Below are 21,390 nucleotides of genomic sequence, written 5' to 3' on the forward strand. Positions count from 1 at the left end.
CGTCAGGCGCGGATACTGATTGGTTGCGCGCTGCGCGGATGCGTGGGCGCGATGAAATTCTTCATCCCCGCGGCGTTCGCGGCCCGGTCAATGCGCCTGACTTGATCCAGAGCAAGGCGAGCGACGCGGAAGCAGGGCATTTAACGAAACCATGAAAGAATACATCCTCATCCTGGTCAGTACGATTCTGGTCAACAACTTCGTACTGGTGAAATTTCTCGGCCTGTGCCCGTTCATGGGCGTGTCCCGCAAACTGGAGACCGCCACCGGCATGGGGCTCGCGACCACCTTCGTGCTGACCCTGTCCTCGATCTGCGCCTACCTGGTCAACCAGTACATTCTCCAGCCGCTGGGCCTTGAATACCTGCAGACCATCGCCTTCATCCTGGTGATCGCGGCGGTGGTGCAGTTCACCGAAATGGTGGTGCACAAGACCAGCCCGCTGCTTTACAACGTGCTGGGCATCTTTTTGCCGCTGATCACCACCAACTGCGCCGTGCTCGGCGTGGCCCTGCTCAACGTGCAGGAATCGCACGGCTTCCTCGCTTCGGGGCTGTACGGCTTCGGCGCGGCGCTGGGCTTCTCGCTGGTGCTGGTCCTGTTCGCCGCCGTGCGCGAACGCGTGCAGGCCGCCGACGTGCCGGTGATCTTCCAGGGCAACGCGATCGCGCTCATCACGGCCGGCCTGATGTCGCTGGCCTTCATGGGCTTCTCCGGCCTGGTCAAACCCTGAATCATGCTGGCTGCCATTCTTGCCATCGGCGGGCTCGCCACCTTCTTCGGTATCGTGCTCGGTTATTCGGCCATCCGCTTCAAGGTGGAGGGCGACCCGATCGCGAACCAGGTCGACGCCATCCTGCCCCAGACCCAGTGCGGCCAGTGCGGATTCGCCGGCTGCCGCCCCTATGCCGAGGCCATCGCCGCCGGCGAGGCTGACATCAACCGCTGCCCGCCCGGCGGCGAACAGGTGATCGCCCAGCTCGCCGACCTGCTCGGCGTGGACGCCAAGCCGCTGGACGAGGAACGCGGCGAGCACAAGGAAAAACACGTCGCCATCATCGACGAGAACACCTGCATCGGCTGCACGCTGTGCATCCAGGCCTGCCCGGTCGACGCCATCCTCGGTGCGGCCAAGCACATGCACACCATCATCGCGGCCGAATGCACGGGCTGCGAGCTGTGCATCGAGCCCTGCCCGGTGGACTGCATCTCCATGGTGCCGGTGCCCAAGACCATCGATGAATGGAAATGGCCCTATCCCGGCGAGACCGAAGCCGCCCTGCTGAGTACCGAACATTGAAGGCCTGCACCGCGCGCAACCCCGGCCGGAAGAACGGCGTCCGGGACGATTTTTCCGCTCCGGCTGAGTAGAATCCCGCCCCATGACCGCGCAGGCGCACAAACTCTGGCACTTCAACGGGGGCGTACACCCCGAACAGCACAAGGACGTTTCCACGCGCGAGCCCATCGAGTTCATGCGCCTGCCGCGCCTGGTCGTGCTGCCGCTGTCCCAGCACATCGGCGAACACTGCGAACCCCTGGTCAAAGCGGGCGACAACGTCAACAAGGGCCAGGTGATCGCCCGCGCGCCGGGTTACGTCAGCGCCGCGGTGCACGCTTCGACCTCCGGCCGAGTCGTCACCGTCGAGGAACGGCCGGTGCCGCATCCCTCCGGCATGTCCGCACCCTGCATCGTCATCGAACCGGACGGACGCGAATACTGGGGCGAGTCGCGGCTGCCGCCGATCGAGGACTACCTCAACGCCGATCCGGTCACGCTGCGCAACCGCGTGCGCGAGGCCGGCATCGTCGGCCTCGGCGGCGCCGCCTTCCCCTCCGCGGTGAAACTCAACCCGCGCACCGAGCAGCCCATCGACACGGTGATCCTCAACGGCGCGGAATGCGAACCCTACATCACCTGCGACGACATGCTGATGCGCGAACGCGCGGCGCAGGTGCTGGACGGGCTGCGCATCATCATGCATGTGGTCAAGGCCGGCGAGGCCGTCATCGGCATCGAGGACAACAAGCCCGAGGCCTACCAGGACTTCTGCGCGGCACTGGGCGGCAGCGATGTCGACGGCATCCGCGTGGTGCAGGTGCCGACCCTCTACCCCACCGGCGGCGAAAAACAGCTCATCAAGGTGCTGACCGGGCGCGAGGTGCCCAGCCAGGGCCTGCCCATCGACGTCGGCATGGTATGCCACAACGTCGGCACCGCCTACGCCATCTACCGGGCGGTGGCCGAAGGCGAACCGCTAATCTCGCGCATCGTCACCGTCACCGGCGGCGGCACCCAAAACCCGCGTAACTTCGAGGTGCTGCTCGGCACGCCGGTCGGCGACCTGATCGACGCCGCCGGCGGCTACACCCCGGAGGCGCACCGCCTGGTCATGGGCGGGCCGATGATGGGCTTCGCCCTGTCCGACGACGAGGTACCGGTCATCAAGGGCACCAACTGCCTGCTGGCGGCCACGCGCGAGGAGACCCCCGCCACGCCGCCGGCCCTGCCCTGCATCCGCTGCGGCGCCTGCATGCGCGCCTGCCCGGCCAACCTGCTGCCCCAGCAGCTCTACTGGTTTGCACGTGCGCGCGACTTCGACAAGGTGCAGGACTACAACCTGTTCGACTGCATCGAGTGCGGCTGCTGCTCCTACGTCTGCCCCAGCCACATCCCCCTGGTGCAGTACTACCGCTTCGCCAAGACCGAGATCTGGGAGCTGGAGCGCGAACGTCGCAAGGCCGACCAGGCGCGCATCCGCCACGAATTCCGCCAGGAACGCCTGGAGCGCGAAAAACGCGAAAAGGCCGAAAAGCTGGCCAGGAAAAAGGCGGCACTGGCCAAGAAGCCGGAAAAGGCGGACGCGGAGGACCCCAAAAAGGCCGCCATCCAGGCCGCGCTGGAACGCGTCAAGGCCAAAAAGGCGACCGCCGGCGTGGAGCCAAAAAACACCAGCGACCTGACGCCCGAGCAGGCGGCGCAGATCGAGGCCGCCGAGGCCCGCCGGGCACACGCCAGGGAAAAGGCCGACTCCGAGGGAAACGACTGACCGATTTACGCCGGACCAAACACGCGTGCAACGGCCCCGTAGGGGTTCGTTCCGCACCCATGACGACATAACGATCAACAACAACGCACTCGACTGCCGACACTCTTCATGCGCTTCAGGACCGTCAGTTCACCCCACGTCACCCGGACCCCCGGCGTCGGCGCCATCATGCGCCAGGTGCTCTACGCCCTGGTTCCGGGCACCGCCGCGCTGGTGTGGTACTTCGGCTGGGGCACCCTGATCAACCTGGGTATCGCCGTGGCCGCCGCCGTCGGCTTCGAGGCCCTGATGCTGGTCATCCGCCGCCGCCCGGTACAGCCTGCCCTGTCCGATTACAGCGCCGTGGTCACCGCCTGGCTGCTGGCCATCGCCATTCCGCCGCTGTCGCCATGGTGGCTGACCGTACTGGGTGTGTTTTTCGCCATCGTGGTGGCCAAGCAGCTCTACGGCGGACTGGGCTACAACCCCTTCAATCCGGCCATGGTTGGTTACGTGGTGCTGCTGATCTCCTTCCCGCGTGAGATGACGACCTGGCTGCCGGTGCAATCGCTGGCCGCACATCACTTCGACCTGCTGCAGACCGCGCAGATCATCTTCACGGGCACGCCCCTCCACGGGCTCGGCTGGGATGCGGTCTCGGGCGCCACGCCGCTGGACCAGGTCAAGACCCAGCTCGGCCTGGGCCATACCATCAGCGAGATCCGCAAGAATTCCCTGTTCGGCGATTTCGGCGGCAAGGGCTGGGAATGGATCGCCAACTGGTACTTCCTCGGCGGCGTCTGGCTGCTGTACAAACGCATCATCACCTGGCAGATCCCCACCGCCATGCTGCTGTCGCTGGGACTGCTGGCGGGCGTGTTCTTTTTATATGACCCGGACGCCTTCGCCTCGCCGGCATTCCATATCTTCAGCGGCGGGGCGATGCTGGGCGCCTTTTTCATCGCCACCGACCCGGTGACCGCCAGCACCACGCCGCGCGGCCAGCTGATCTACGGCGCCGGCATCGGCATCCTGACCTTCGTCATCCGCACCTGGGGCGGCTACCCCGATGCCATCGCCTTCGCCGTGCTGCTGATGAACATGGCGGCACCGACCATCGACTACTACACCCAGCCGCGGGTCTTCGGCCACGGAGGCAGGGAATGAAGGCCACCGCGCGCAACGTGCTGCTTTCCACGCTGGTGCTGGCCGGATTCGGTCTGGTGGGCACCGGCATGGTCGCCTGGATCGAATCCGTCACCGAGGCGCGCATCCTCGAGAACGAACGCGCCGTGCTGCTGGCCAGCCTGAACGAAATCGTCCCGCCCGGCCGCTACGACAACAACCCGATCCTGGACACCGTCAAGGTGACCAGCCCGGAGCTCGGCGCCGGCAAGCACAAGCCCGTCACGGTATTCATCGCCCGCAAGAACGGCCAGCCGGTGGCGGCGATCTTCAACGTCATCGCGCCCAACGGCTACGGCGGCCCCATCAAGCTGCTGGTGGGCATCAACGCCGACGGCACCATCGCCGGCGTGCGCGTGGTCTCCGAAAACGAGACGCCGGGTCTGGGCGATGCCATCAAGACCAGCGTCTCCGACTGGATCTACGGCTTCACCGGCAAGAGCCTGAACAACCCCGGCGCCAAGGGCTGGGCGGTGCAAAAGGACGGCGGCATCTTCGACCAGTTCACCGGCGCCACCATCACCCCCCGGGCGGTGGTCGGGGCGGTGCATAAGACTTTGCTATACTTTGCCGCCCACCGGGACGAGATATTCAAGCAAAAACCGGAGCCGGAGCATGGCTGAGATCAGTTATCGACAGATCATCACCGACGGCCTGTGGACCAACAACACGGGGCTGGTGCAGCTGCTCGGCCTGTGCCCGCTGCTGGCCACCAGCAACTCCGCGATCAACGGCCTGGGCCTGGGCTTGGCCACCGCCCTCACGCTGGTCGCCTCCAACACCACGGTCTCCCTGATCCGCAACGTGGTCCGCCCCGAGGTGCGCATTCCCGTTTTCGTGCTGGTAATCGCCTCCATCGTGACCGCCATTCAGCTCGCCATGAACGCCTGGTTCCACGAGCTGTACAAGATCCTGGGGATCTTCATTCCACTTATCGTCACGAATTGCGCTATTATCGGCCGCGCCGAGGCCTTTGCCTCGAAAAACTCGGTGCCCAAGGCCGCTCTGGACGGCCTGATGATCGGACTGGGTTTCGCGCTGGTCCTGTTCGTGCTGGGCGCGCTGCGCGAATTCCTCGGGCACGGCACGCTGTTCGCCCACGCCAACCTGTTGTTCGGCCCCTGGGCGAGCGAACTCAGCATGAAGGTCCTCGAACATTATCGTGGCTTCCTGCTGGCGGTCCTGCCGCCCGGCGCCTTTTTCGGCCTGGGCCTGCTGATCGCGTTGAAGAACTTCATCGACCGTCGCCAGGCGGCACGTCGTGCGGTTTCCGCCGCGTCGCCGGCCACGGCCTGATGTAAAACGATTCAATCCCGATGTCACTGAGCATTAGATAGGAGAGTCAAGAAGATGGCTGGACATTTCCCCTTCGGCGGCAAGCGCGGTTCGCGCTACGGCCTCGCCCCCCGCATGAGCATTAGTGCGTTCTTCGAACACCAGGGGTTCAACAACGACCTGCAGGAGAAGTACTACAAGTGGTGGTACGACTGGGCCAAGGACTTCGTGAGCAAAGACGCCGACCTGAGCGTCACCATGGGTCTCAAGTTCAACAATTACCCCATGGGCCAGCACGCTGAACACGGCTTCCATCTGAACGACAAGCGCTGGGCATCCGCGCTGGACGAGCTGGGTGCCTTCATCAGCAACCTGATCTTCCCCAAGCTGGACAGCGACGCCATGCACAAGCTGGACGAAGCGCACCACAAGATTCTGGATGAGCTGAAGGCCGAGGCGCAGAACAACCCGCGTCCGCCGTCACCCGACGTCGGCCTGTACCGCCACGTCTGAGCCTTCCGGTCGGCGGGCGGCACACGTCGCCCGCCAGCCCCGGCGCCCGGTCCGGCAAACCGAGGATTCCCCGCTTCATGAACGCCGCCAAACGCCGCGAGATCTTTGAACGCTTCCGCGCGGCCAATCCCAAACCCACCACCGAACTCGAATACAGCACGCCCTTCGAGTTGTTGATCGCCGTCATTCTTTCGGCGCAGGCGACGGACAAGGGCGTCAACAAGGCCACCGCCAAACTGTTCCCCGTCGCCAGCACGCCCCAGGCAATCCTCGACCTCGGCGAGGACGGGCTCAAGCAGTACATCAAGACCATCGGCCTGTTCAACAGCAAGGCGGCCAACATCATCAAGGCCTGCCGGATGCTGGTGGAACGGCACGACAGCCGGGTGCCGGACAATCGTGAGGCGCTCGAGGCCCTGCCCGGCGTGGGACGCAAAACCGCCAACGTCATCCTCAACACCGCCTTCGGACAACCCACCATGGCGGTCGACACCCACATCTTCCGGGTCGCCAACCGCACCGGTATCGCGCCGGGCAAGACCGTGCTGGCGGTGGAGAAAAAACTGCTCAAGGTGATACCCGAGGAATTCCTGCACGACGCCCATCACTGGCTGATCCTGCACGGGCGCTACACCTGCATCGCCCGCAAGCCCCGCTGCGGCTCCTGCGTGATCTATGATCTGTGTGAATATCGCCATAAGACCGAAATCTAGCAGGCTGTTTTTGTCTACTCATGCGGCACGATAGGGCGTCAAAATCAGGCTCAAAATGCTCGTTTACACATCAAGTAAACTGCGCTTCCTCGCCCGATTTTTCCTTCTCTCGCACTCGCCTGAGCGACAATAACAACCTGCTAAGGCAGTAATTTTCAGCACCCATTAAACCGCGACCAACATCCATGTTCTTCGGCAACGACCGCAACGCCCTGCGCCGCTACTACTGCGATATCTGGTCACGCCATCGCAACGGCGAACCGCTCGACGCCCTGGGTACCCAGATCGCCCGGGTGATCGCCGAACACCCCGAATACCATGCCCTGCTGGAGGCGACCGACGCGGCCGTGGAGGCCGAATACACGCCCGAGCAGGGTGAAGCCAATCCCTTTCTGCATATGGGCATGCACCTCGCCATCCGCGAACAGGCGGCCACCGACCGGCCCGCCGGCATCGCCGCCGTGCACGCGCGCCTCGCCGCACGCCTCGGCCCTCTGGAAGCGGAGCATCAGATGATGGAATGCCTCGGCACGGCGCTGTGGGAGGCCGGGCGCAGCGGGCACGATCCCGACGAGGCCGCCTATCTGGAGTGCCTGAAGCGCCTCTGATCCACCCGCAAGCCGGTTTTTTTCGCCGGCCTGCATCCAGTTTTACCTCCGGTGCGTATTTCCCTACGGGCGCTGTGCCCACACCGTTCATTCACACTGGAGGAAGCATTTATGAGCATCAAGAACAAACTCAAGGGCGCCGCGCTGGCCGGTGCCGCCGCCGCTCTGTTCACGGCCGCCCCGGTCACTGCCATGGCCGGCTCGAACGGCAACGTGAAATGCGTCGGCGTGAACGCCTGCAAGGGACTGAGCAGCTGCAAGACCGCCGCCAGCTCCTGTAAAGCGCAGAACAGCTGCAAGGGGCAGGGATTCGTGCTGATGTCCAAGCACGCCTGCGAGCAGATTGGGGGCAAGGTCGGCAACTGATGACCGCTCGCGGGGCGCATTCGCGCCCCGCATCCCCCGCCACACAGGGAGTCCATCATGAACAAGCCTCAACGCCCCTGGCTCGGCTACGGCCTCGGCCTGCGTCCGCCGCATTACGAGGAGATTCTGACCGCGGACGATCCGGCCGTGGACTGGTTCGAGATACTGACCGAAAACTATCTCGCCACCGGCGGCCGGCCGCGCGATTACCTGCTGCGCATCGCCGAACGCTACCCGCTGGTGATGCATGGCGTCTCACTTTCCATCGGCAGCACCGACCCCCTCGACCGCGGCTATCTTGCGCAGGTCAAGGCGCTGGCCGACGAAATCCAGCCGCGCTGGATTTCAGACCATCTGTGCTGGACCGGTAACGCCCATACCCACCTGCATGACCTGCTGCCGCTGCCGTATACGGAGGAAGCGGTCCGCCATGTCGCGACAAGGCTGCGCGAGGTGCAGGACTACCTGGAACGCCCTGTGCTGCTGGAGAACGTCTCCAGCTACGTGACCTTCCGCGAATCGGAACTCACCGAATGGGAGTTCCTCTCGGCCATTTCCGAAGAGGCGGACAGCCTGATCCTGCTCGACGTGAACAACATCTACGTCAGCGCCTTCAATCACGATTTCGATCCGCACGACTACGTGAACGGCATTGCGCCGGAACGGGTCTGGCAGATACACATCGCCGGGCACACCCACAACGGCGACTTCATCGTCGACACCCACGATCATCCGGTCGGCGATCCGGTCTGGTCGCTGTACGACTACACGCTGCGGCACATCGGTGCGCCGGTCTCCACCATGATCGAGCGCGACGATCACATTCCACCCTTCCAGGCGCTGCTGGACGAGCTTGAGACCGCACGCGACATCGGCCGGCGCTTCGAGGAGCTGGCGGCATGAGCCTCGCCACGCTCCAGCAGGCCTTTCAGGATTACCTGCTGACCGGGGACGCCACGCCCCTGGGCGACAACATCCTGCCCAGCCGCCGCCTGGACGCGGCCAGCCGCCTGCAAATCTACGGCGAGGCCTATGTGCTGCGCCTGCTGGAGGTCCTGGGCAACGACTATCCGCGGTTGAAAAAATTGCTCGGGGAAGACCGCTTCGCCGAACTGGCGCAGGCCTACATCCATACCCATCCGTCCCGGCATTATTCGGTGCGCTGGTTCGGCCGGCACCTCCCGGACTGGCTGCGGCACGTCGAGCAGACCCGCTCCGAACCCTGGCTGGCGGAACTCGCTGCCTTCGAGTGGGCGCAGGGCGATGCCTTCGATGCGCCCGATGCCCCACTGCTCGGCATTCAGGATCTGGCCGCGGTGACACCCGAAGACTGGGGCGCACTGCGCTTTACCCCGCACCCCGCCCTGCGCCGGTTGGATCTGTATTCCAATACACCCGAGCTGTGGCGATCCCTGGACGAAGCGGACGCATACTGCCCTCCCCGCCTCGAGGACGAAACCACACCCTGGCTGATCTGGCGGCACGACCTGGGCGTGCGCTATGACACGCTTGCGGAGGATGCGGCCTGGGCGCTCGATGCCCTGTCTGACGGCACCGGTTTCGGCGACCTGTGCGCGGGACTGTGCGACTGGGTAGATGAGGAACAGGCGCCGATGCATGCGGCCGGCCTGCTCAAGGGCTGGATAGAGGCCGGGCTGCTGAGCGGACTCGAGGTCCGCCCGGACTGACCTCAATGCAGCTTGATCTGCGGATTGACGCTGCGCCGCAACAGACGCGCCAAGGTCAGCGCGCCGGTGCGCATCCAGCCGTGCAGTGCGATCTGATGCATCTTGTACAGCGACAGATACACCATGCGCGCGATCAGGCCGGATACACGCACGCTGCCCAGCAGCGAGCCCATGAGACTGCCGACGGTACTGTAATGGCCTAAGGTGACCAGCGAGCCGTAGTCGCGATACACGTATTCACCGATTTGGGTGCGCCCGCGCAGGCGCCGCTGGATGGCACGCGCGACGAAATGCGCCTGCTGATGGGCGGCCTGGGCGCGCGGCGGCACCTTGTTCCCGGCATCGTCGAGCGTGCAGTCGGCGCAGTCCCCGATGGCGAAGATGTTCGGATCGCGGGTGGTGAGCAGGTCGCGGCCCACCACGAGCTGATGACGGGGATTGGTCTCCAGACCGTCGAGATGATCCAGGCATTCCGGTGCGCGAATGCCGGCGGCCCACACCTTGACCGCGGCGGGCAGGAATTCGCCGTCGGCGGTGCGGATGCCGTCCTGCGTGACCTCGACGACGCGGCTATTGGCCCGGACGCGCACCCCTAAAGACTCCAGTTCGGCGGTGGCATCCCGGCTCAGATGTTCGGGCAGGGCCGCCAGGATACGCGGGCTGGCCTCGAGCAACGTCAGGTGCAGGCGGTGCTCGGGATCGAGCTCGTCGAAACCGTACTGAACGACCTGTCGCGCGACCTCGTGCAGCTGCGCCGCGAGTTCGACGCCGGTGGCACCGCCGCCGACGATGGCGACCTGCAGGGGATCGCCGCCCGCCTCGCCGGGCTTGTGCGTACCGGCCCGCAGTAGGGTTTCGAGCAATCGCTGCTGGAAACGTTCGGCCTCCGGCAGGCTGTCGAGAAACCAGCAATGCTCGGCCACACCGGGCGTGCCGAAATCGTTGGACACGCTGCCCACGGCGATCACCAGCGTGTCGTAGGCGAAGCTGCGCCGGGGGATGATTTCCTCGCCTTTATCGTTGTGCGTGGCCGCGAGCCACACCTGCCTGCGTTCCCGATCCAGTGTCTCCAAGCGCCCGATGCGAAAGCGCATATGGTGGTGGCGGGCGTGGGCGAGCTGATTGATGGCGTGTTCGGCGGGGTCCAGCGTGCCGGCGGCGACCTCATGCAGCAGCGGTTTCCAGAGGTGCGTGCTCTGCTGGTCGATGACGGTGATTTCCGCGCGCTTACGCCGGCCCAAACGGTTGCCAAGACGGGTTGCGAGTTCCAGGCCGGCAGCGCCAGCGCCGACGATGACGATACGATGCGGTGAAGTCATGGTGAGTGGTTTCCCTGTTGATGATACACAGCAGGGTGGGTCCGCCCCGTTCAGGGCAAGCCGAGCGTTGCACGATAGTGTGCGCAGCATCCGCTACTGCAAATGAAACGGTCAAGGCCTCAAGCGGGCTTATGGATCAGTGCGCCAGCAACCTCTGCCACCAGCGGCGGCGGTTATTGGGCGGCGGAAAGGCGGTCGGCAGATCCACGGGCGGAATGCGCGACAGGATCCAGCCCGGATAGGGCGGAAACTCGCTGGATCCGCATGACACACCGAGATTATTGGGGTCGTAGATTTTCACGAAGGCCGGTTGCTCGCGATCGTCCACGTAGACGATGCCGCAATAATCCTCTTTGTGCTCGGCGCGCAGCAGTTGGTCGACCTCGTCGATGAAGTGCAGCAGCTGCTCGGAAGAGGACTTCGAATCGGGCGGCGGTTCGCCCACCGCATAAATGTACCATCCCTCCGGTGCGGAACGGATCCGTGCCCAGAGGTCATCCAGCTGAGGCCAGCGCAACACCCCACGGAACTGGCCGTGGTAGATGGCCATGTAATCGTCGGCGGGCTGGGCGCTCACTGCCTGGTGTTCCAGGATTGCTTGCGAATCCAATCCTGGATGTCGTGCATTTCCCGAAACAGAAAACCACGGTCGGTGCAGGCATTGGCAATCACGGTCGCACCCTGGATTCGTGACAGCACGTGCAGGGCCGTATGCCGCGATTCGTTGTTGTAGCCCAGTTCATGAAACTGCCCGGTGAGCCAGTCGGCGATGTCGCTGAACAGCCGGGAGGCGGCGCTTTGCAGGATATGGTGCGTCTTGCCCAGTTCGGCGTTGAGCGTACCCAGCGGGCAGCCGTAGCGGACGACGTTGTCCGCCTCGTCCAGCAGCATGCCGGGCAGTTCGCACATGCGTTCGCGCGGATCCGTATGCCTGGCGGTCCATTCCTTAAGCTGCTCGCGCACCCATTCCAGGCGCATCTCGATGACGCTTTCGAGAATTTCGTCCTTGGTCTTGAAGTAGTAGTAGAAATTACCGCGCGGTATATCGGCCGCCTGGGCGATATCCGTAAACGAGGTGGCGTTATAGCCCTGATGATAAAACAGGTCAGCTGCGGCGCGCAGAATACGCTGACGATTTTGTTCTCCGCGTGTTTCCATCCCGATAGTCCCCTAATTACTGCCGGATCGGGCAGATCATGCGGCGGGCGGCAAAAGCCGCCCAACCGCTTTTTGTAATCAGATAAACAGGCAGATATCGGACTCGCCGGCGAATTCGAAGAAAGTCGCGGCGCCGCCGTACTCGATACCTTCGATGAAATCGGAGGTGGGCATCTCAAACAGGTCCACCGTCATCTGGCAGGCCACCATGCGTACCTCGGCCTCCAGGCACAATTCACGCAGGTCCTCCAGGCTGGCAACGCCCTTGGACTTCATCTTCTTCTTCATCATCACGGTCATCATGCTCTGCATACCGGGCAGCGCCTGCAGCATCACCGGCATCGGCATGGGCATCGGCATGCCCGGGTTGCCCAGCGAGGTGACCTGGAGGTCCAGCTTCTTCTTCAGCAGCTGCAGACCGTAGAAGGTGAAGAACACCTCCACCTGATAGCCGAGGGCGGCGGCGGTGGAAGCAAGGATGAAGGGGGGATAGGCCCAGTCCAGCGTTCCTTTGGTAGCAATAATCGCGAGCTTTTTCTCACTCATCTCTAATCTCCGGTTAAGGGTAGGTAAAACTACTATCTAGTTATTAAGACAGCCGTATGAGTTTGTCAAGCAGACTCAGCTTGCCAAGCATACGTATTTTTTGACCTTACGCAATGAAAGGTAAGAATCAGCCGTGCACGTGTTCCCGCAGGGAGGGAATCCGGCGCTCTGCGAGATGGAAGCCCCAGAACAGCAGCCCGGTGAACAGCAGATCGCCGGCCAGGCTGTTGCGGTAAAAGGGCAGTCCCGCCACGTAGGCGGCCAGCAGGCCGGCGGGGTCGTGCGGATACAGACCGGTGGTGGCCCAACTGCCGAAATTGGTCAGCAGATAGAAGATCAGCGAGCTGCCCACCGCGGCACCCAGCACCGGCAGCGGACGGGCGCGCCGGCTGTGCAGGCTCCAGCCCAGCACCACGCTGAGCGCGAACGCCAGATAGGTGAGCGCCATGCCGGAATAAAAGCCCAGGAACAGATCGCTCAGCAGCATGGCCAGCAGGGGTACGACCAGCGACAGGCGGCGATCGGCGAGATAGGCGCCGGAGAACAGGGCGATGGCAGCGATGGGGGTGACATTGGGCGGATGCGGCACCAGGCGGAACAATGCGGCACCGAGAATAACGACGATCAGGGTCAGGATTCGAGTATTCATGGTCGTAGCGTGTATCGGCATGGTTTACTTATGTGGCCAGTCTAGCAGAACAGCGATAGACAGGCATGATGCGTCAACCACTTTAAAAGCCGATTCATGCTGAGTTACCGCCACGCCTTTCATGCCGGCAATTTTGCCGATGTGCACAAGCACGTGATTCTCGCTTTGCTGCTGCAATCGCTGCGCGCGAAGCCCAAACCCTTTTGCTGCTACGACACCCATGCCGGCGCCGGCGTATACGACCTGACGGAACAGGCCGCGCAAAAAACCGGCGAATTCCACGGCGGCATCGAACGCCTCTGGCCGATCACCGGGGCGGAGAGCCTGGGCGGCTACCTCGATGCGGTGCGCGCGCTCAATCCCGACGGCAGCCTGCATTATTACCCCGGCTCGCCGGGCATCGCCCGGCATTTCCTGCGCGCGGCGGACCGCATGGTGCTCATGGAGCTGCACCCGGCCGATCACGCCGCCCTCAGGCAGAACTTCCGCAACGACAAGCGGGTGGCCGTCCATCGCCGCGACGGTTTCGAAGGCCTTCCCGCCCTGGTACCCCCGCAGGAAAAGCGCGGCCTGGTGCTGATCGACCCGCCCTACGAGGTTAAGGCTGACTACGGCGCGGTGGTCCCCGCCGTGCGCGAAGCGCACAAACGCTGGCCCGGCGGCATCTACGCCGTCTGGTATCCCGTCCTTGCCGGCAACCCCGCGCAGCGCCTGCTGGATGACCTGAAAAAAAGCGGCCTGCGCAACGTACTGCGCAGCGAGTTTTATATCGCCCCGCCCGACACCCCGCTGGGACTGAACGGCTCGGGCATGGTGATCGTCAACCCGCCCTGGCAGATCGATGCCTGCATCGCGGCGGCCGTCGCCGAAATGGAAAAACGGCTGGACACCGACGAGGCGCCGGCGCCGCTGCTCGACTGGTGGATTCCGGAGTAAACCGCATGACGGACCGCATGCAAGCCCTGCAGCACACGCTGCACCATGAAATCCCCCTCACGCGGGCGATCGGCATCAAGGTGACCGACGTCACGCACGACGCGGTGACGCTGACCGCGCCGCTGGAAAACAACCTCAACCACAAGGCCACGGCGTTCGGCGGCAGCCTGTATTCGGTGGCGGTGCTGGCGGGCTGGTCGCTGATCCACAGCCGGCTTCACGAACTGGGGCTCGCCGCGCACATCGTGATTCAGGAAAGCGACATCCGGTACCTGCAGCCGGTGACGCAGGACATCGTCGCCACGGCCCGCATCGAATCCGAGGCCGGGTTCGAAAAATTCGTCCGCCTGTTCCGCAAAAAGGGCATGGCGCGGATATCCCTGAACGCTGAGATCGGCGGCGCCGACGGTCCGGCCGTGCGCTTTCAGGGCAGATACGTCATCCACACCTGAGCGCGGTCACGCTTATTCGCGTACCGCCTCGGGCACCCGGCGCGGCGCCTTGCGGACTTGCAGAAAGCTCAGCAGGGCGAGGCCGAGCAGGATGGAAACGATGCCGGCCTGCTCCCAGGGACCGGGATGTTCGCCCAGCTGCAGCCAGGCCGAGAGCAGGCCGATCATGGGCACCGCCAGCATGCTCATGCCCGCCTGCCCCGCCGGCAGGTGGCGCAGGATGAACAGCCACAGCAGCCAGGCGAGTGCGGTCGCAAGCGCCGCGTTGTAGGCCAGCGCCCCGACGAACAGCGGCGTCCAATGGATCGCGGGCTCCCTGACGGTGAACGCGGCGATCACCAGCGGAATCGAACCCAGCAGCATCTGCCAGGCGCTCAGCTGCAGCAGATCCACCGGCAGTCGCCCGCGCATGCGCTTGGCCCAGATCGAGGACAGCGCCCAGGCCAGGCCGGCGAGTATGGCCAGCACGGTACTGAATACATGAGCGTGAAACCGCCAGGGCTGCAGGATGAACACCAGTCCGGTGGCGGCAAGGATAATGGCCAGCCAGTTCCAGCCCTGCACCCGTTCGCCGAGCAGGGGCCAGCCGAGCAGCAGCAACCACAACGGCATGGTGTAGGCGAGCACCGCCGTCTTGCCCGCCCCGCCGCTGACCAGCGCCCAGGTCACCAGGCCGACGAAGCCGCTGGTCTGCAGCACCCCCAGCACGAATACGCTGAACACGCCGCGCGGCCTGAACGGGCGGCGAAACAGCACCAGCAGCGAGAACAGCAACAACGCGCCCAGCACCGAACGCAGCGCGGCGAACTCGAACGGCCCGGCGTCATGCAGGGCGAATTTCATGATGACCCAGTTGTAACCCCAGATCATGCACAGCAGGGCCAGGGCGGCCCAGGGTAACCACGCGCGTTGTTGATTCATGAACTCGAACGGTGCCCGCCGCCGGCCATTGCCGGTCGTGCGGCGGGGAATGAAATGAAGGCGATACGCCGACCGAACCCACGCCGGTCCGCAACGCCATAGACAATCCGGCTACCGGATCGTTCGGCTCAGGCGCATCAGGCGTTATGGTCGTTCCACAACCAGGCGGCGCCGCGCACCCCGCTCGAATCGCCGTGCATCGGCGGCACCAGACGGTTGAGCACCTGATCGGAAAACACGTACTGATCCCACAGGCGCGGGACGTTGTCGTACAGGCGCTGGATATTCGACATGCCGCCGCCGAGCACGATCACGTCCGGGTCCAGGATATTGATAATGTGCGCCAGCCCGCGCGCCATGCGGTCTTCGTAACGTTCCAGCGTGGCGACGCAATCGCTGTCACCAGCCTCCGCACGCGCGACGATCTCGGGCGAACCCAGATCCTGGCCGGTCACCTCGCGGTGGTCGCGCGCCATGCCCGTGCCGGACAAAAAGGTCTCGATGCAGCCGTGCAGGCCGCAATAGCACGGCGGTCCCGGACGCTCATCATCGCGCGGCCAGGGCAGCGGATTGTGCCCCCATTCACCGGCGATGGCGTTCGGGCCGGTCAGCACGCGACCGCGTACCACCACGCCGGCACCCGTGCCGGTCCCCACGATGACGCCGAACACCACCTCCGCGCCGGCCGCGGCTCCATCCACCGCCTCGGACAGCGCAAAGCAGTTGGCGTCGTTCGCCATGCGCACCTCGCGCCCGAACAAGGCCTCCAGATCAGTCTTGAAGGGATGGCCGTTGAGGCACACCGAATTGGAATTCTTGAGCAGGCCGGTGGGCGGCGAGATCGCACCCGGGGTGCCGAGCCCGACCGTGCCCTGCGCGCCCAGCTCCGCCTCGACCCCGTGGATCAGGTCGACCACCGCCTGCAGCGTGCCGCGGTAGTCGTTCTGCGGCGTATCAACGCGGCGGCGCAAATGTTCCTGTCCCTGATGATCCAGGGCGATGATCTCGATTTTGGTACCGCCCAGGTCGATGCCCAGGCGCCAGTCGGTGTCGGTCATTCGCATCCCCTGTCGTATTTGTTATCACACGGTGCACGGCCTGCGTGCTTTTTTTACCCTACCAGAATGTCGGAAAAGTGCATCCGACGCTTATCCCCCAAGCGCTGCGGTCCGCCTGCGGTGATCCTCCCTGCCCCTGATGCCCAGTCGGTAAACCGCCAACCCCAGCAACGCCAGCAAACCGAACATCAAGGGCATGGCATACAACGGACCCAAGGGAATCAGGCTCACGCCGGCATTGGCGGCGCTGGCAATCCCCATCTGGGTAAAGCCGATCATGGCCGAGGCGGAACCCGCGAGCCGGCTGAACGGGCGCATCGCGGCACCCACCGCGTTCGGCACCACCAGGGCGATGCCAAGGAATACCAGCATGATGGGTCCCAGGGTGCTGGCCAGATCGGACACCCCGGACAGCCCCAACATACCCAATATCACCGAGCCGGCCAGCATCACAAACAGGCCCAGCACCACGATTTTCCGCGCCGGCATGTGACGCTCCAGATAGTTGCTCAAGATCGAACCGCTTACGAAGGCCACGAAAATACCGCCCGCCACCACGGCAAACCAGCGTGGTTTCAGGCCCAGCACATTGATCACCAGCGCGGGCGCCTCGGTCAGGCAGGCATATACCACCCCGATGACCAAACCGTTGATGACAATAAACGGCAGGAACAGGCGGTGAGTGAACAGACTGCGGTAGCCCAGTGCAATCCGGCGCAGGCGCAACGAACGCCGCCGGTCCGCGGTATGGGTTTCGGGCAGAAACAGCAGCACACACACCAACAACAGCGCGGACATGACCAGCAACACCAGCATATTTGCGTGCCAGCCGAAATGGTCGTCGACAAAGGCACCGACCACGGGACCGATGGCGGGCGCCAACGCGAATGCCGCATTGATGCGTGAATACACCTGTTCGATATGCGCAGGCGGGAAACTGTCGCGTACCGCGGCGGAGGTCAGCACGGCGCCTGCACAAGCCCCCACCCCCTGCACGAAACGCCCCAGCAACAAAGCCTCGAGGGAATAGCTGACAAAACAGACCAGCGAACCGCACACAAACAGCAATGCGCCTGCCAACATCAGGGGCTTGCGCCCGAACCGGTCCGACAGCGGACCATAAACCAACTGCACCAGCGCATACCCGAACAGATACACCGTCATACTCTGCTGGGCCGCGCCGTAACTGACCCCCAGTTCACCTGCAATCCGCGGCAGCGACGGTGTGTATTCGGTATCCCCGAAAGGCCCTACCGAAACCATCAGCACCAGAATCCATAATGTTGGAACCGTGGTGCCGAACAGATTGGCACGCAGGAGGTTCACGGCCTGTTCAGTGATGAAACTGCGGTTCCGGCGAATGCGGTTTGCTGGGCGGATTGCTGCCGAGTTCGTCGATCGCCTTGGCGATGTCGCCGAGCAGCATCTCGGCCATGTCGCGCGAAAAACCCTCGCGCACCACCACGCGCAGCACCGCGATCTGTTCCGCGCCCGGCGGCATGGTGTACGCGGGCACCTGCCAGCCCCGCTCGCGCAGCTTGGCGGACAGGTCGAACACCGAGTAGTCCGCCGCGGACTTGAGCCGGAACGCGAACACCGGGATGGAACTACCGTCGCTCAGCAGTTCGAAGGGCCCCATCTCCGCGATGCGCCCCGACAGGTACATGGCGTTGTCGCGCAGGGTTTCCATGATGCGCCGGTAGCCCTCGTGGCCCAGGCGCAGGAAGTTGTAATACTGGCCGATGACCTGGTTGCCGGGGCGCGAGAAATTCAGCGTAAAGGTCGGCATGTCGCCGCCCAGATAATTGACGTGAAAGACCAGCTCTTCCGGCAGGTCCTGCTGATCGCGCCACACCACCCAGCCCACGCCCGGATACACCATACCGTACTTGTGTCCCGACACGTTGATCGAGCGCACCTGCGGCAGGCGGAAATCCCACAGCAGGTCCGGATGAATGAACGGCGCGACGAAGCCGCCGCTGGCGGCATCCACGTGCAGCGGCACGTCCAGCCCGTGCTGTTCGTTGTGCTGGACCACGGCGTCGTGAATCGCCTGCACGGGTTCGAATTCGCCGGTGAAGGTGGTGCCGAGGATGGCGACCACGCCGATGGTGTTCTCGTCGATGCGCGCCAGCACCTCCTCCGGGGTGATGACGTAGCGCCCTTCCGCCATCGGGATGTAGCGCGGCTCGATCTCCCAGTAGCGGCAGAACTTCTCCCACACCACCTGAACGTTGCTGCCCAGGATCAGGTTCGGTTTGTCCGCCGCCTGGCCGGCGGCCTCGCGGCGCTTGCGCCAGTTCCATTTCATCGCCATGCCCGCCAGCATCACCGCCTCGCTGGAACCGATGGCGGACACGCCTACCGCGCGGCCGGTGTCCGGCGCGTTGAACAGGCGCGCGACCATGTTCACGCAGCGCTCCTCGATTTCGGCGGTCTGCGGATACTCGTCCTTGTCGATCATGTTCTTGTCGAAGGTCTCGGCCATGAGGGCCTCCGCCTCCGGTTCCATCCAGGTGGTCACGAAGGTCGCCAGATTGAGCCGCGCGTTGCCGTCCAGCATGAGCTCGTCGTGAATCAGCTGATAGGCGGCGGAGGCCGGCATCTCCTGTTCCGGCAGGGCGTACTTGGGCACCGGCTCGCGCATCACGCGGCTGCCGTAGGTGGGTGCGAGCTGAGCTTGTTCTTCTTCCAGTGCGTCGAGACGCACGACCTTTTTGACCATGGTTCACTCCCGGGATATCGGTATGGCGTATCAGACCAGGTTAACGAAAAATCTGCGCAGCCTGGGAAACAACCGAATCAGTTTTTCCAGCTCCTTTTCCAGCCCCTCCTCCAGTTCGCTTCCGAGACGCGCCTGCGTCTGCTTGAGCGCACGGAGAAAAGCGATGCGCCGCTCGATGAAATGCAGATACAGAATGGCGCTCACCAGCGCGGCATACAGACACCAGAGGGCCGTAAACGAGTACTGCGCAATTACATATACCGCCAGCAACCCGAAAAGGTTCAACCAGCCGAACAATTGAATGGCGACGCTGCGGCTCAGGATGAGCGCGCCGCAGGTCGTCAGAATGTAGATGAACGCGACCCACAAACGGCTGGTGGTCGGGTTGGAGTAAACCAGCGAGTAGTTCCTGATGAACACCTGCGTCGGCTGCTGAATCAGCCCCCAGGCCACATACACCGCCAGCAGGCCGCCGAGCAGCAACAACACCCCGATCAGCTGCCTTCTCACCCCGCGCGGTTCCAGCAGCCAGATGGCGAGCGGTACCAGAAACGGCAAAACCGCCTGCGCATAAAAAACGAACAGCGTGGAAGCGACATGCAGGGTTTGCGGGCCGACGGCGTGGTACAGGCCCAACCAGACAAAGCCCTGAGTGAATTGATGCAGGCCGAACAGCAACGGCAGGCTGGCAAACGCCAGCTCACCGACGTGGCTGACCTTTTTCAAGGTCAGGATACCGATCACGAACAGCACGCCGGCCAAGGTGAAGTTTGCGACGATAAAAACCATACGCTCCCCCTCTTATTTATATCTTGGTATCCGGGATTGCGGACATGCTTCCGGTAACGATCATCCTAATCGATTTCGTTACCCGCAACCTGCACCCAGGCGGAACGGCGCCAACGGTAGACCAGCAGCGGCAACGCCAGCATCGCAGCCAGGGTGGCGAGCATGACCGGCGCATAGACACGGTCTGGGATCCCATCGCCTGGCGGCAACAGGCCGATGAACAGGCAGGCGAGCGTCGTCGCGAAGCCCGTCCCCGCCACCAGCCACAGGCCCCACACCCGCCCGCCGGGCACACGGTACGGGCGCGGCGTATCCGCCTCGCTGTAGCGCAGGCGGATCGCGGCCGCGAACAGCATGAGATACATCGCACAATAGAGAATCACCGCCGCCGAGGTCAGCAGGAGGAATGCGGTGTCCACCGAGGGAATGACCAGGAACGCGCAGGCAATGAGGCTGATCAGCCCCGCCTGTACGAACAGCAGATTGCGTGGCACGCCCTGCGCGTTGGTGCGTTGCAGGGCGACAGGCAGGTTGCCGTCGCAGCCCGCCGCCCACAGCCCCTTGATGGGGCCGACCACCCAGGTACTCACCTGCCCCGCCGCGCCGAAGGCGACCAGGAAAGCCAGCAACGGCAATGCCCATTGCAGGTGAAACACGCTCAAAAAAGCGGAAAAACTCTCCACCGCGCCGGATACCAGATCGATACGCGACGCCGGCAGCACCACCGCCACCGCCAGACCGCCCAGCAGGGTGAGCGTGAAGCCGAGGATCGCGGCGCTGAACACGGCGATGGGATAGTTGCGTTGCACGTCGCGCACCTCGCGCGCGTGCGAAGCGGACACCTCGATGCCCACCACGCCGAAGATGAAGCTCAGAAACAGGATCAGGCTCTGGGTCGGGTGTTGAGTGGGCAGCCAGTTGTCCCAGCGCATCGACAGGTCGAGATGCACGGGATGCCCCTGCAGCACGTACACCAGCGCGAAGCCGATCAGCAGTGCGGTGGGCAGCAGCACGCCGCTGATCAGGCAGACGCTGCTGATAAAACCGGAAAAGCGCGTGCCGCGCAGGTTCGCGAACGTCGCCGTCCAGTACACCGCGACGATCACGGCCACGATGAAATACCGCGAACCGCCCAGCCGCGGATCGATCACGTAGGCGAACGACGCCGCGGCATAGGACAGGATGGAGGTGATGCCGAAAATGCTCTGGATCCACTGCAGCCACACCGCGGTGAATCCCCAGTGCGTGCCGAAGGCCTCCTGCACCCAGTGGTAAACGCCGTTGCGCGGCCAGGCCGTGGCCAGCTCGGCGGACACCAGCGCGATCGGCACCAGGAAGGCGAAGACCGTGACGATGTTGAAGAACACCATCTGCAGACCGGTCTCCGCCATCATGGGCATGTTGCGCAGGGTCATGAACAACGCGGTGGTGATCATCACCAGCGTGAACACACCGATGCG

25 protein-coding genes are annotated in these 21,390 nt (G+C 64.0%); 14 read left to right on the forward strand and 11 right to left on the reverse strand.

The features are described from left to right. Positions 1 to 151 precede the first annotated feature (151 nt). From rsxA to P8Y64_01990, 12 genes are all read left to right on the forward strand, one after another. Complete coding sequence (gene rsxA / locus P8Y64_01935; protein MEJ2059234.1) at positions 152 to 733, forward strand: electron transport complex subunit RsxA; 582 nt, start codon at positions 152 to 154, stop codon at positions 731 to 733. A gap of 3 nt (positions 734 to 736) precedes the next feature. Then, on the forward strand, positions 737 to 1,300 hold the full coding sequence (gene rsxB / locus P8Y64_01940; protein ID MEJ2059235.1) for an electron transport complex subunit RsxB: 564 nt from the start codon (positions 737 to 739) through the stop codon (positions 1,298 to 1,300). Positions 1,301 to 1,382: 82 nt separating this feature from the next. Further along, positions 1,383 to 3,050, forward strand: coding sequence for an electron transport complex subunit RsxC (gene rsxC / locus P8Y64_01945; protein MEJ2059236.1), 1,668 nt, complete (start codon positions 1,383 to 1,385; stop codon positions 3,048 to 3,050). 108 nt (positions 3,051 to 3,158) lie between these two features. After that, the gene (rsxD, locus tag P8Y64_01950; protein ID MEJ2059237.1) at positions 3,159 to 4,196 is read left to right on the forward strand and encodes an electron transport complex subunit RsxD; all 1,038 of its coding nucleotides are present in this window, start codon (positions 3,159 to 3,161) and stop codon (positions 4,194 to 4,196) included. Continuing rightward, positions 4,193 to 4,837 (forward strand): electron transport complex subunit RsxG, encoded by a 645-nt coding sequence (gene rsxG / locus P8Y64_01955; protein MEJ2059238.1) that lies wholly within the window; start codon positions 4,193 to 4,195, stop codon positions 4,835 to 4,837. Before rsxD ends, rsxG begins: the two co-directional genes overlap by 4 nt. Next, on the forward strand, positions 4,830 to 5,510 hold the full coding sequence (locus P8Y64_01960) for an electron transport complex subunit E (GenBank protein MEJ2059239.1): 681 nt from the start codon (positions 4,830 to 4,832) through the stop codon (positions 5,508 to 5,510). The genes rsxG and P8Y64_01960 overlap by 8 nt, the downstream gene beginning before the upstream one ends. A 54-nt stretch (positions 5,511 to 5,564) precedes the next feature. Next, positions 5,565 to 6,002 carry a hypothetical protein gene (locus P8Y64_01965; GenBank protein ID MEJ2059240.1) on the forward strand — a complete coding sequence of 146 codons (438 nt, stop codon included), beginning with the start codon at positions 5,565 to 5,567 and terminating at the stop codon, positions 6,000 to 6,002. A gap of 77 nt (positions 6,003 to 6,079) precedes the next feature. Further along, complete coding sequence (nth, locus tag P8Y64_01970; protein ID MEJ2059241.1) at positions 6,080 to 6,715, forward strand: endonuclease III; 636 nt, start codon at positions 6,080 to 6,082, stop codon at positions 6,713 to 6,715. A gap of 185 nt (positions 6,716 to 6,900) precedes the next feature. After that, positions 6,901 to 7,323, forward strand: coding sequence for a DUF1841 family protein (locus P8Y64_01975; GenBank protein MEJ2059242.1), 423 nt, complete (start codon positions 6,901 to 6,903; stop codon positions 7,321 to 7,323). Positions 7,324 to 7,434: 111 nt separating this feature from the next. Next, positions 7,435 to 7,689, forward strand: coding sequence for a hypothetical protein (locus P8Y64_01980; protein ID MEJ2059243.1), 255 nt, complete (start codon positions 7,435 to 7,437; stop codon positions 7,687 to 7,689). A gap of 57 nt (positions 7,690 to 7,746) precedes the next feature. Further along, the gene (locus P8Y64_01985; protein MEJ2059244.1) at positions 7,747 to 8,592 is read left to right on the forward strand and encodes a DUF692 domain-containing protein; all 846 of its coding nucleotides are present in this window, start codon (positions 7,747 to 7,749) and stop codon (positions 8,590 to 8,592) included. Beyond that, positions 8,589 to 9,377 (forward strand): DNA-binding domain-containing protein, encoded by a 789-nt coding sequence (locus tag P8Y64_01990; GenBank protein MEJ2059245.1) that lies wholly within the window; start codon positions 8,589 to 8,591, stop codon positions 9,375 to 9,377. The genes P8Y64_01985 and P8Y64_01990 overlap by 4 nt, the downstream gene beginning before the upstream one ends. Before the next feature lie 2 nt (positions 9,378 to 9,379). Here P8Y64_01990 and P8Y64_01995 read toward each other — a convergent pair whose 3' ends face one another. The 5 genes from P8Y64_01995 to P8Y64_02015 form a co-directional block, all read right to left on the reverse strand. Then, on the reverse strand, positions 9,380 to 10,696 hold the full coding sequence (locus P8Y64_01995) for an NAD(P)/FAD-dependent oxidoreductase (GenBank protein ID MEJ2059246.1): 1,317 nt from the start codon (positions 10,694 to 10,696) through the stop codon (positions 9,380 to 9,382). 136 nt (positions 10,697 to 10,832) lie between these two features. Continuing rightward, positions 10,833 to 11,246 carry a hypothetical protein gene (locus P8Y64_02000; GenBank protein ID MEJ2059247.1) on the reverse strand — a complete coding sequence of 138 codons (414 nt, stop codon included), beginning with the start codon at positions 11,244 to 11,246 and terminating at the stop codon, positions 10,833 to 10,835. Between the two features lie 23 nt (positions 11,247 to 11,269). Beyond that, the gene (locus P8Y64_02005) at positions 11,270 to 11,854 is read right to left on the reverse strand and encodes a TetR/AcrR family transcriptional regulator (GenBank protein MEJ2059248.1); all 585 of its coding nucleotides are present in this window, start codon (positions 11,852 to 11,854) and stop codon (positions 11,270 to 11,272) included. Between the two features lie 78 nt (positions 11,855 to 11,932). After that, a complete protein-coding gene (locus P8Y64_02010; GenBank protein ID MEJ2059249.1) occupies positions 11,933 to 12,400 on the reverse strand; it encodes a DsrE/DsrF/DrsH-like family protein in 468 nt (155 codons plus the stop codon). Positions 12,401 to 12,527: 127 nt separating this feature from the next. Then, complete coding sequence (locus P8Y64_02015) at positions 12,528 to 13,049, reverse strand: hypothetical protein (protein MEJ2059250.1); 522 nt, start codon at positions 13,047 to 13,049, stop codon at positions 12,528 to 12,530. Between the two features lie 96 nt (positions 13,050 to 13,145). On the opposite strand from P8Y64_02015, the gene rlmJ reads away from it, so the two are divergent. Together rlmJ and P8Y64_02025 are read left to right on the forward strand one after the other, a co-directional pair. Beyond that, positions 13,146 to 13,985, forward strand: a complete 840-nt coding sequence (rlmJ, locus tag P8Y64_02020; GenBank protein ID MEJ2059251.1) for a 23S rRNA (adenine(2030)-N(6))-methyltransferase RlmJ — start codon at positions 13,146 to 13,148, stop codon at positions 13,983 to 13,985. 5 nt (positions 13,986 to 13,990) lie between these two features. Then, the gene (locus P8Y64_02025; protein ID MEJ2059252.1) at positions 13,991 to 14,437 is read left to right on the forward strand and encodes a thioesterase domain-containing protein; all 447 of its coding nucleotides are present in this window, start codon (positions 13,991 to 13,993) and stop codon (positions 14,435 to 14,437) included. A 12-nt stretch (positions 14,438 to 14,449) separates the two neighbouring features. Here P8Y64_02025 and P8Y64_02030 read toward each other — a convergent pair whose 3' ends face one another. From P8Y64_02030 to P8Y64_02055, 6 genes are all read right to left on the reverse strand, one after another. Next, on the reverse strand, positions 14,450 to 15,358 hold the full coding sequence (locus tag P8Y64_02030) for an EamA family transporter (GenBank protein ID MEJ2059253.1): 909 nt from the start codon (positions 15,356 to 15,358) through the stop codon (positions 14,450 to 14,452). 137 nt (positions 15,359 to 15,495) lie between these two features. Further along, positions 15,496 to 16,416, reverse strand: a complete 921-nt coding sequence (locus P8Y64_02035; protein MEJ2059254.1) for an ROK family protein — start codon at positions 16,414 to 16,416, stop codon at positions 15,496 to 15,498. Positions 16,417 to 16,506: 90 nt separating this feature from the next. Further along, positions 16,507 to 17,742 (reverse strand): multidrug effflux MFS transporter, encoded by a 1,236-nt coding sequence (locus tag P8Y64_02040; GenBank protein MEJ2059255.1) that lies wholly within the window; start codon positions 17,740 to 17,742, stop codon positions 16,507 to 16,509. A 7-nt stretch (positions 17,743 to 17,749) separates the two neighbouring features. Beyond that, positions 17,750 to 19,141 carry a glutamate decarboxylase gene (locus tag P8Y64_02045; protein ID MEJ2059256.1) on the reverse strand — a complete coding sequence of 464 codons (1,392 nt, stop codon included), beginning with the start codon at positions 19,139 to 19,141 and terminating at the stop codon, positions 17,750 to 17,752. A 30-nt stretch (positions 19,142 to 19,171) separates the two neighbouring features. After that, a complete protein-coding gene (locus P8Y64_02050; protein ID MEJ2059257.1) occupies positions 19,172 to 19,930 on the reverse strand; it encodes a hypothetical protein in 759 nt (252 codons plus the stop codon). 65 nt (positions 19,931 to 19,995) lie between these two features. Further along, on the reverse strand, positions 19,996 to 21,390 hold a 1,395-nt coding region (locus tag P8Y64_02055), incomplete at its 5' end, for an APC family permease (protein ID MEJ2059258.1).

This window comes from Gammaproteobacteria bacterium (assembly GCA_037388465.1).
GTDB lineage: Bacteria > Pseudomonadota > Gammaproteobacteria > SpSt-1174 > SpSt-1174 > JARRKE01.

Bases quoted from the DNA above. Each gene is read 5' to 3' on its own strand.
- rsxA (MEJ2059234.1), top strand. From the start codon at position 152: ATGAAAGAATACATCCTCATCCTGGTCAGTACGATTCTGGTCAACAAC.
- rsxB (MEJ2059235.1), top strand. From the start codon at position 737: ATGCTGGCTGCCATTCTTGCCATCGGCGGGCTCGCCACCTTCTTCGGT.
- rsxC (MEJ2059236.1), top strand. From the start codon at position 1,383: ATGACCGCGCAGGCGCACAAACTCTGGCACTTCAACGGGGGCGTACAC.
- rsxD (MEJ2059237.1), top strand. From the start codon at position 3,159: ATGCGCTTCAGGACCGTCAGTTCACCCCACGTCACCCGGACCCCCGGC.
- rsxG (MEJ2059238.1), top strand. From the start codon at position 4,193: ATGAAGGCCACCGCGCGCAACGTGCTGCTTTCCACGCTGGTGCTGGCC.
- P8Y64_01960 (MEJ2059239.1), top strand. From the start codon at position 4,830: ATGGCTGAGATCAGTTATCGACAGATCATCACCGACGGCCTGTGGACC.
- P8Y64_01965 (MEJ2059240.1), top strand. From the start codon at position 5,565: ATGGCTGGACATTTCCCCTTCGGCGGCAAGCGCGGTTCGCGCTACGGC.
- nth (MEJ2059241.1), top strand. From the start codon at position 6,080: ATGAACGCCGCCAAACGCCGCGAGATCTTTGAACGCTTCCGCGCGGCC.
- P8Y64_01975 (MEJ2059242.1), top strand. From the start codon at position 6,901: ATGTTCTTCGGCAACGACCGCAACGCCCTGCGCCGCTACTACTGCGAT.
- P8Y64_01980 (MEJ2059243.1), top strand. From the start codon at position 7,435: ATGAGCATCAAGAACAAACTCAAGGGCGCCGCGCTGGCCGGTGCCGCC.
- P8Y64_01985 (MEJ2059244.1), top strand. From the start codon at position 7,747: ATGAACAAGCCTCAACGCCCCTGGCTCGGCTACGGCCTCGGCCTGCGT.
- P8Y64_01990 (MEJ2059245.1), top strand. From the start codon at position 8,589: ATGAGCCTCGCCACGCTCCAGCAGGCCTTTCAGGATTACCTGCTGACC.
- P8Y64_01995 (MEJ2059246.1), bottom strand. From the start codon at position 10,696: ATGACTTCACCGCATCGTATCGTCATCGTCGGCGCTGGCGCTGCCGGC.
- P8Y64_02000 (MEJ2059247.1), bottom strand. From the start codon at position 11,246: ATGGCCATCTACCACGGCCAGTTCCGTGGGGTGTTGCGCTGGCCTCAG.
- P8Y64_02005 (MEJ2059248.1), bottom strand. From the start codon at position 11,854: ATGGAAACACGCGGAGAACAAAATCGTCAGCGTATTCTGCGCGCCGCA.
- P8Y64_02010 (MEJ2059249.1), bottom strand. From the start codon at position 12,400: ATGAGTGAGAAAAAGCTCGCGATTATTGCTACCAAAGGAACGCTGGAC.
- P8Y64_02015 (MEJ2059250.1), bottom strand. From the start codon at position 13,049: ATGAATACTCGAATCCTGACCCTGATCGTCGTTATTCTCGGTGCCGCA.
- rlmJ (MEJ2059251.1), top strand. From the start codon at position 13,146: ATGCTGAGTTACCGCCACGCCTTTCATGCCGGCAATTTTGCCGATGTG.
- P8Y64_02025 (MEJ2059252.1), top strand. From the start codon at position 13,991: ATGACGGACCGCATGCAAGCCCTGCAGCACACGCTGCACCATGAAATC.
- P8Y64_02030 (MEJ2059253.1), bottom strand. From the start codon at position 15,358: ATGAATCAACAACGCGCGTGGTTACCCTGGGCCGCCCTGGCCCTGCTG.
- P8Y64_02035 (MEJ2059254.1), bottom strand. From the start codon at position 16,416: ATGACCGACACCGACTGGCGCCTGGGCATCGACCTGGGCGGTACCAAA.
- P8Y64_02045 (MEJ2059256.1), bottom strand. From the start codon at position 19,141: ATGGTCAAAAAGGTCGTGCGTCTCGACGCACTGGAAGAAGAACAAGCT.
- P8Y64_02050 (MEJ2059257.1), bottom strand. From the start codon at position 19,930: ATGGTTTTTATCGTCGCAAACTTCACCTTGGCCGGCGTGCTGTTCGTG.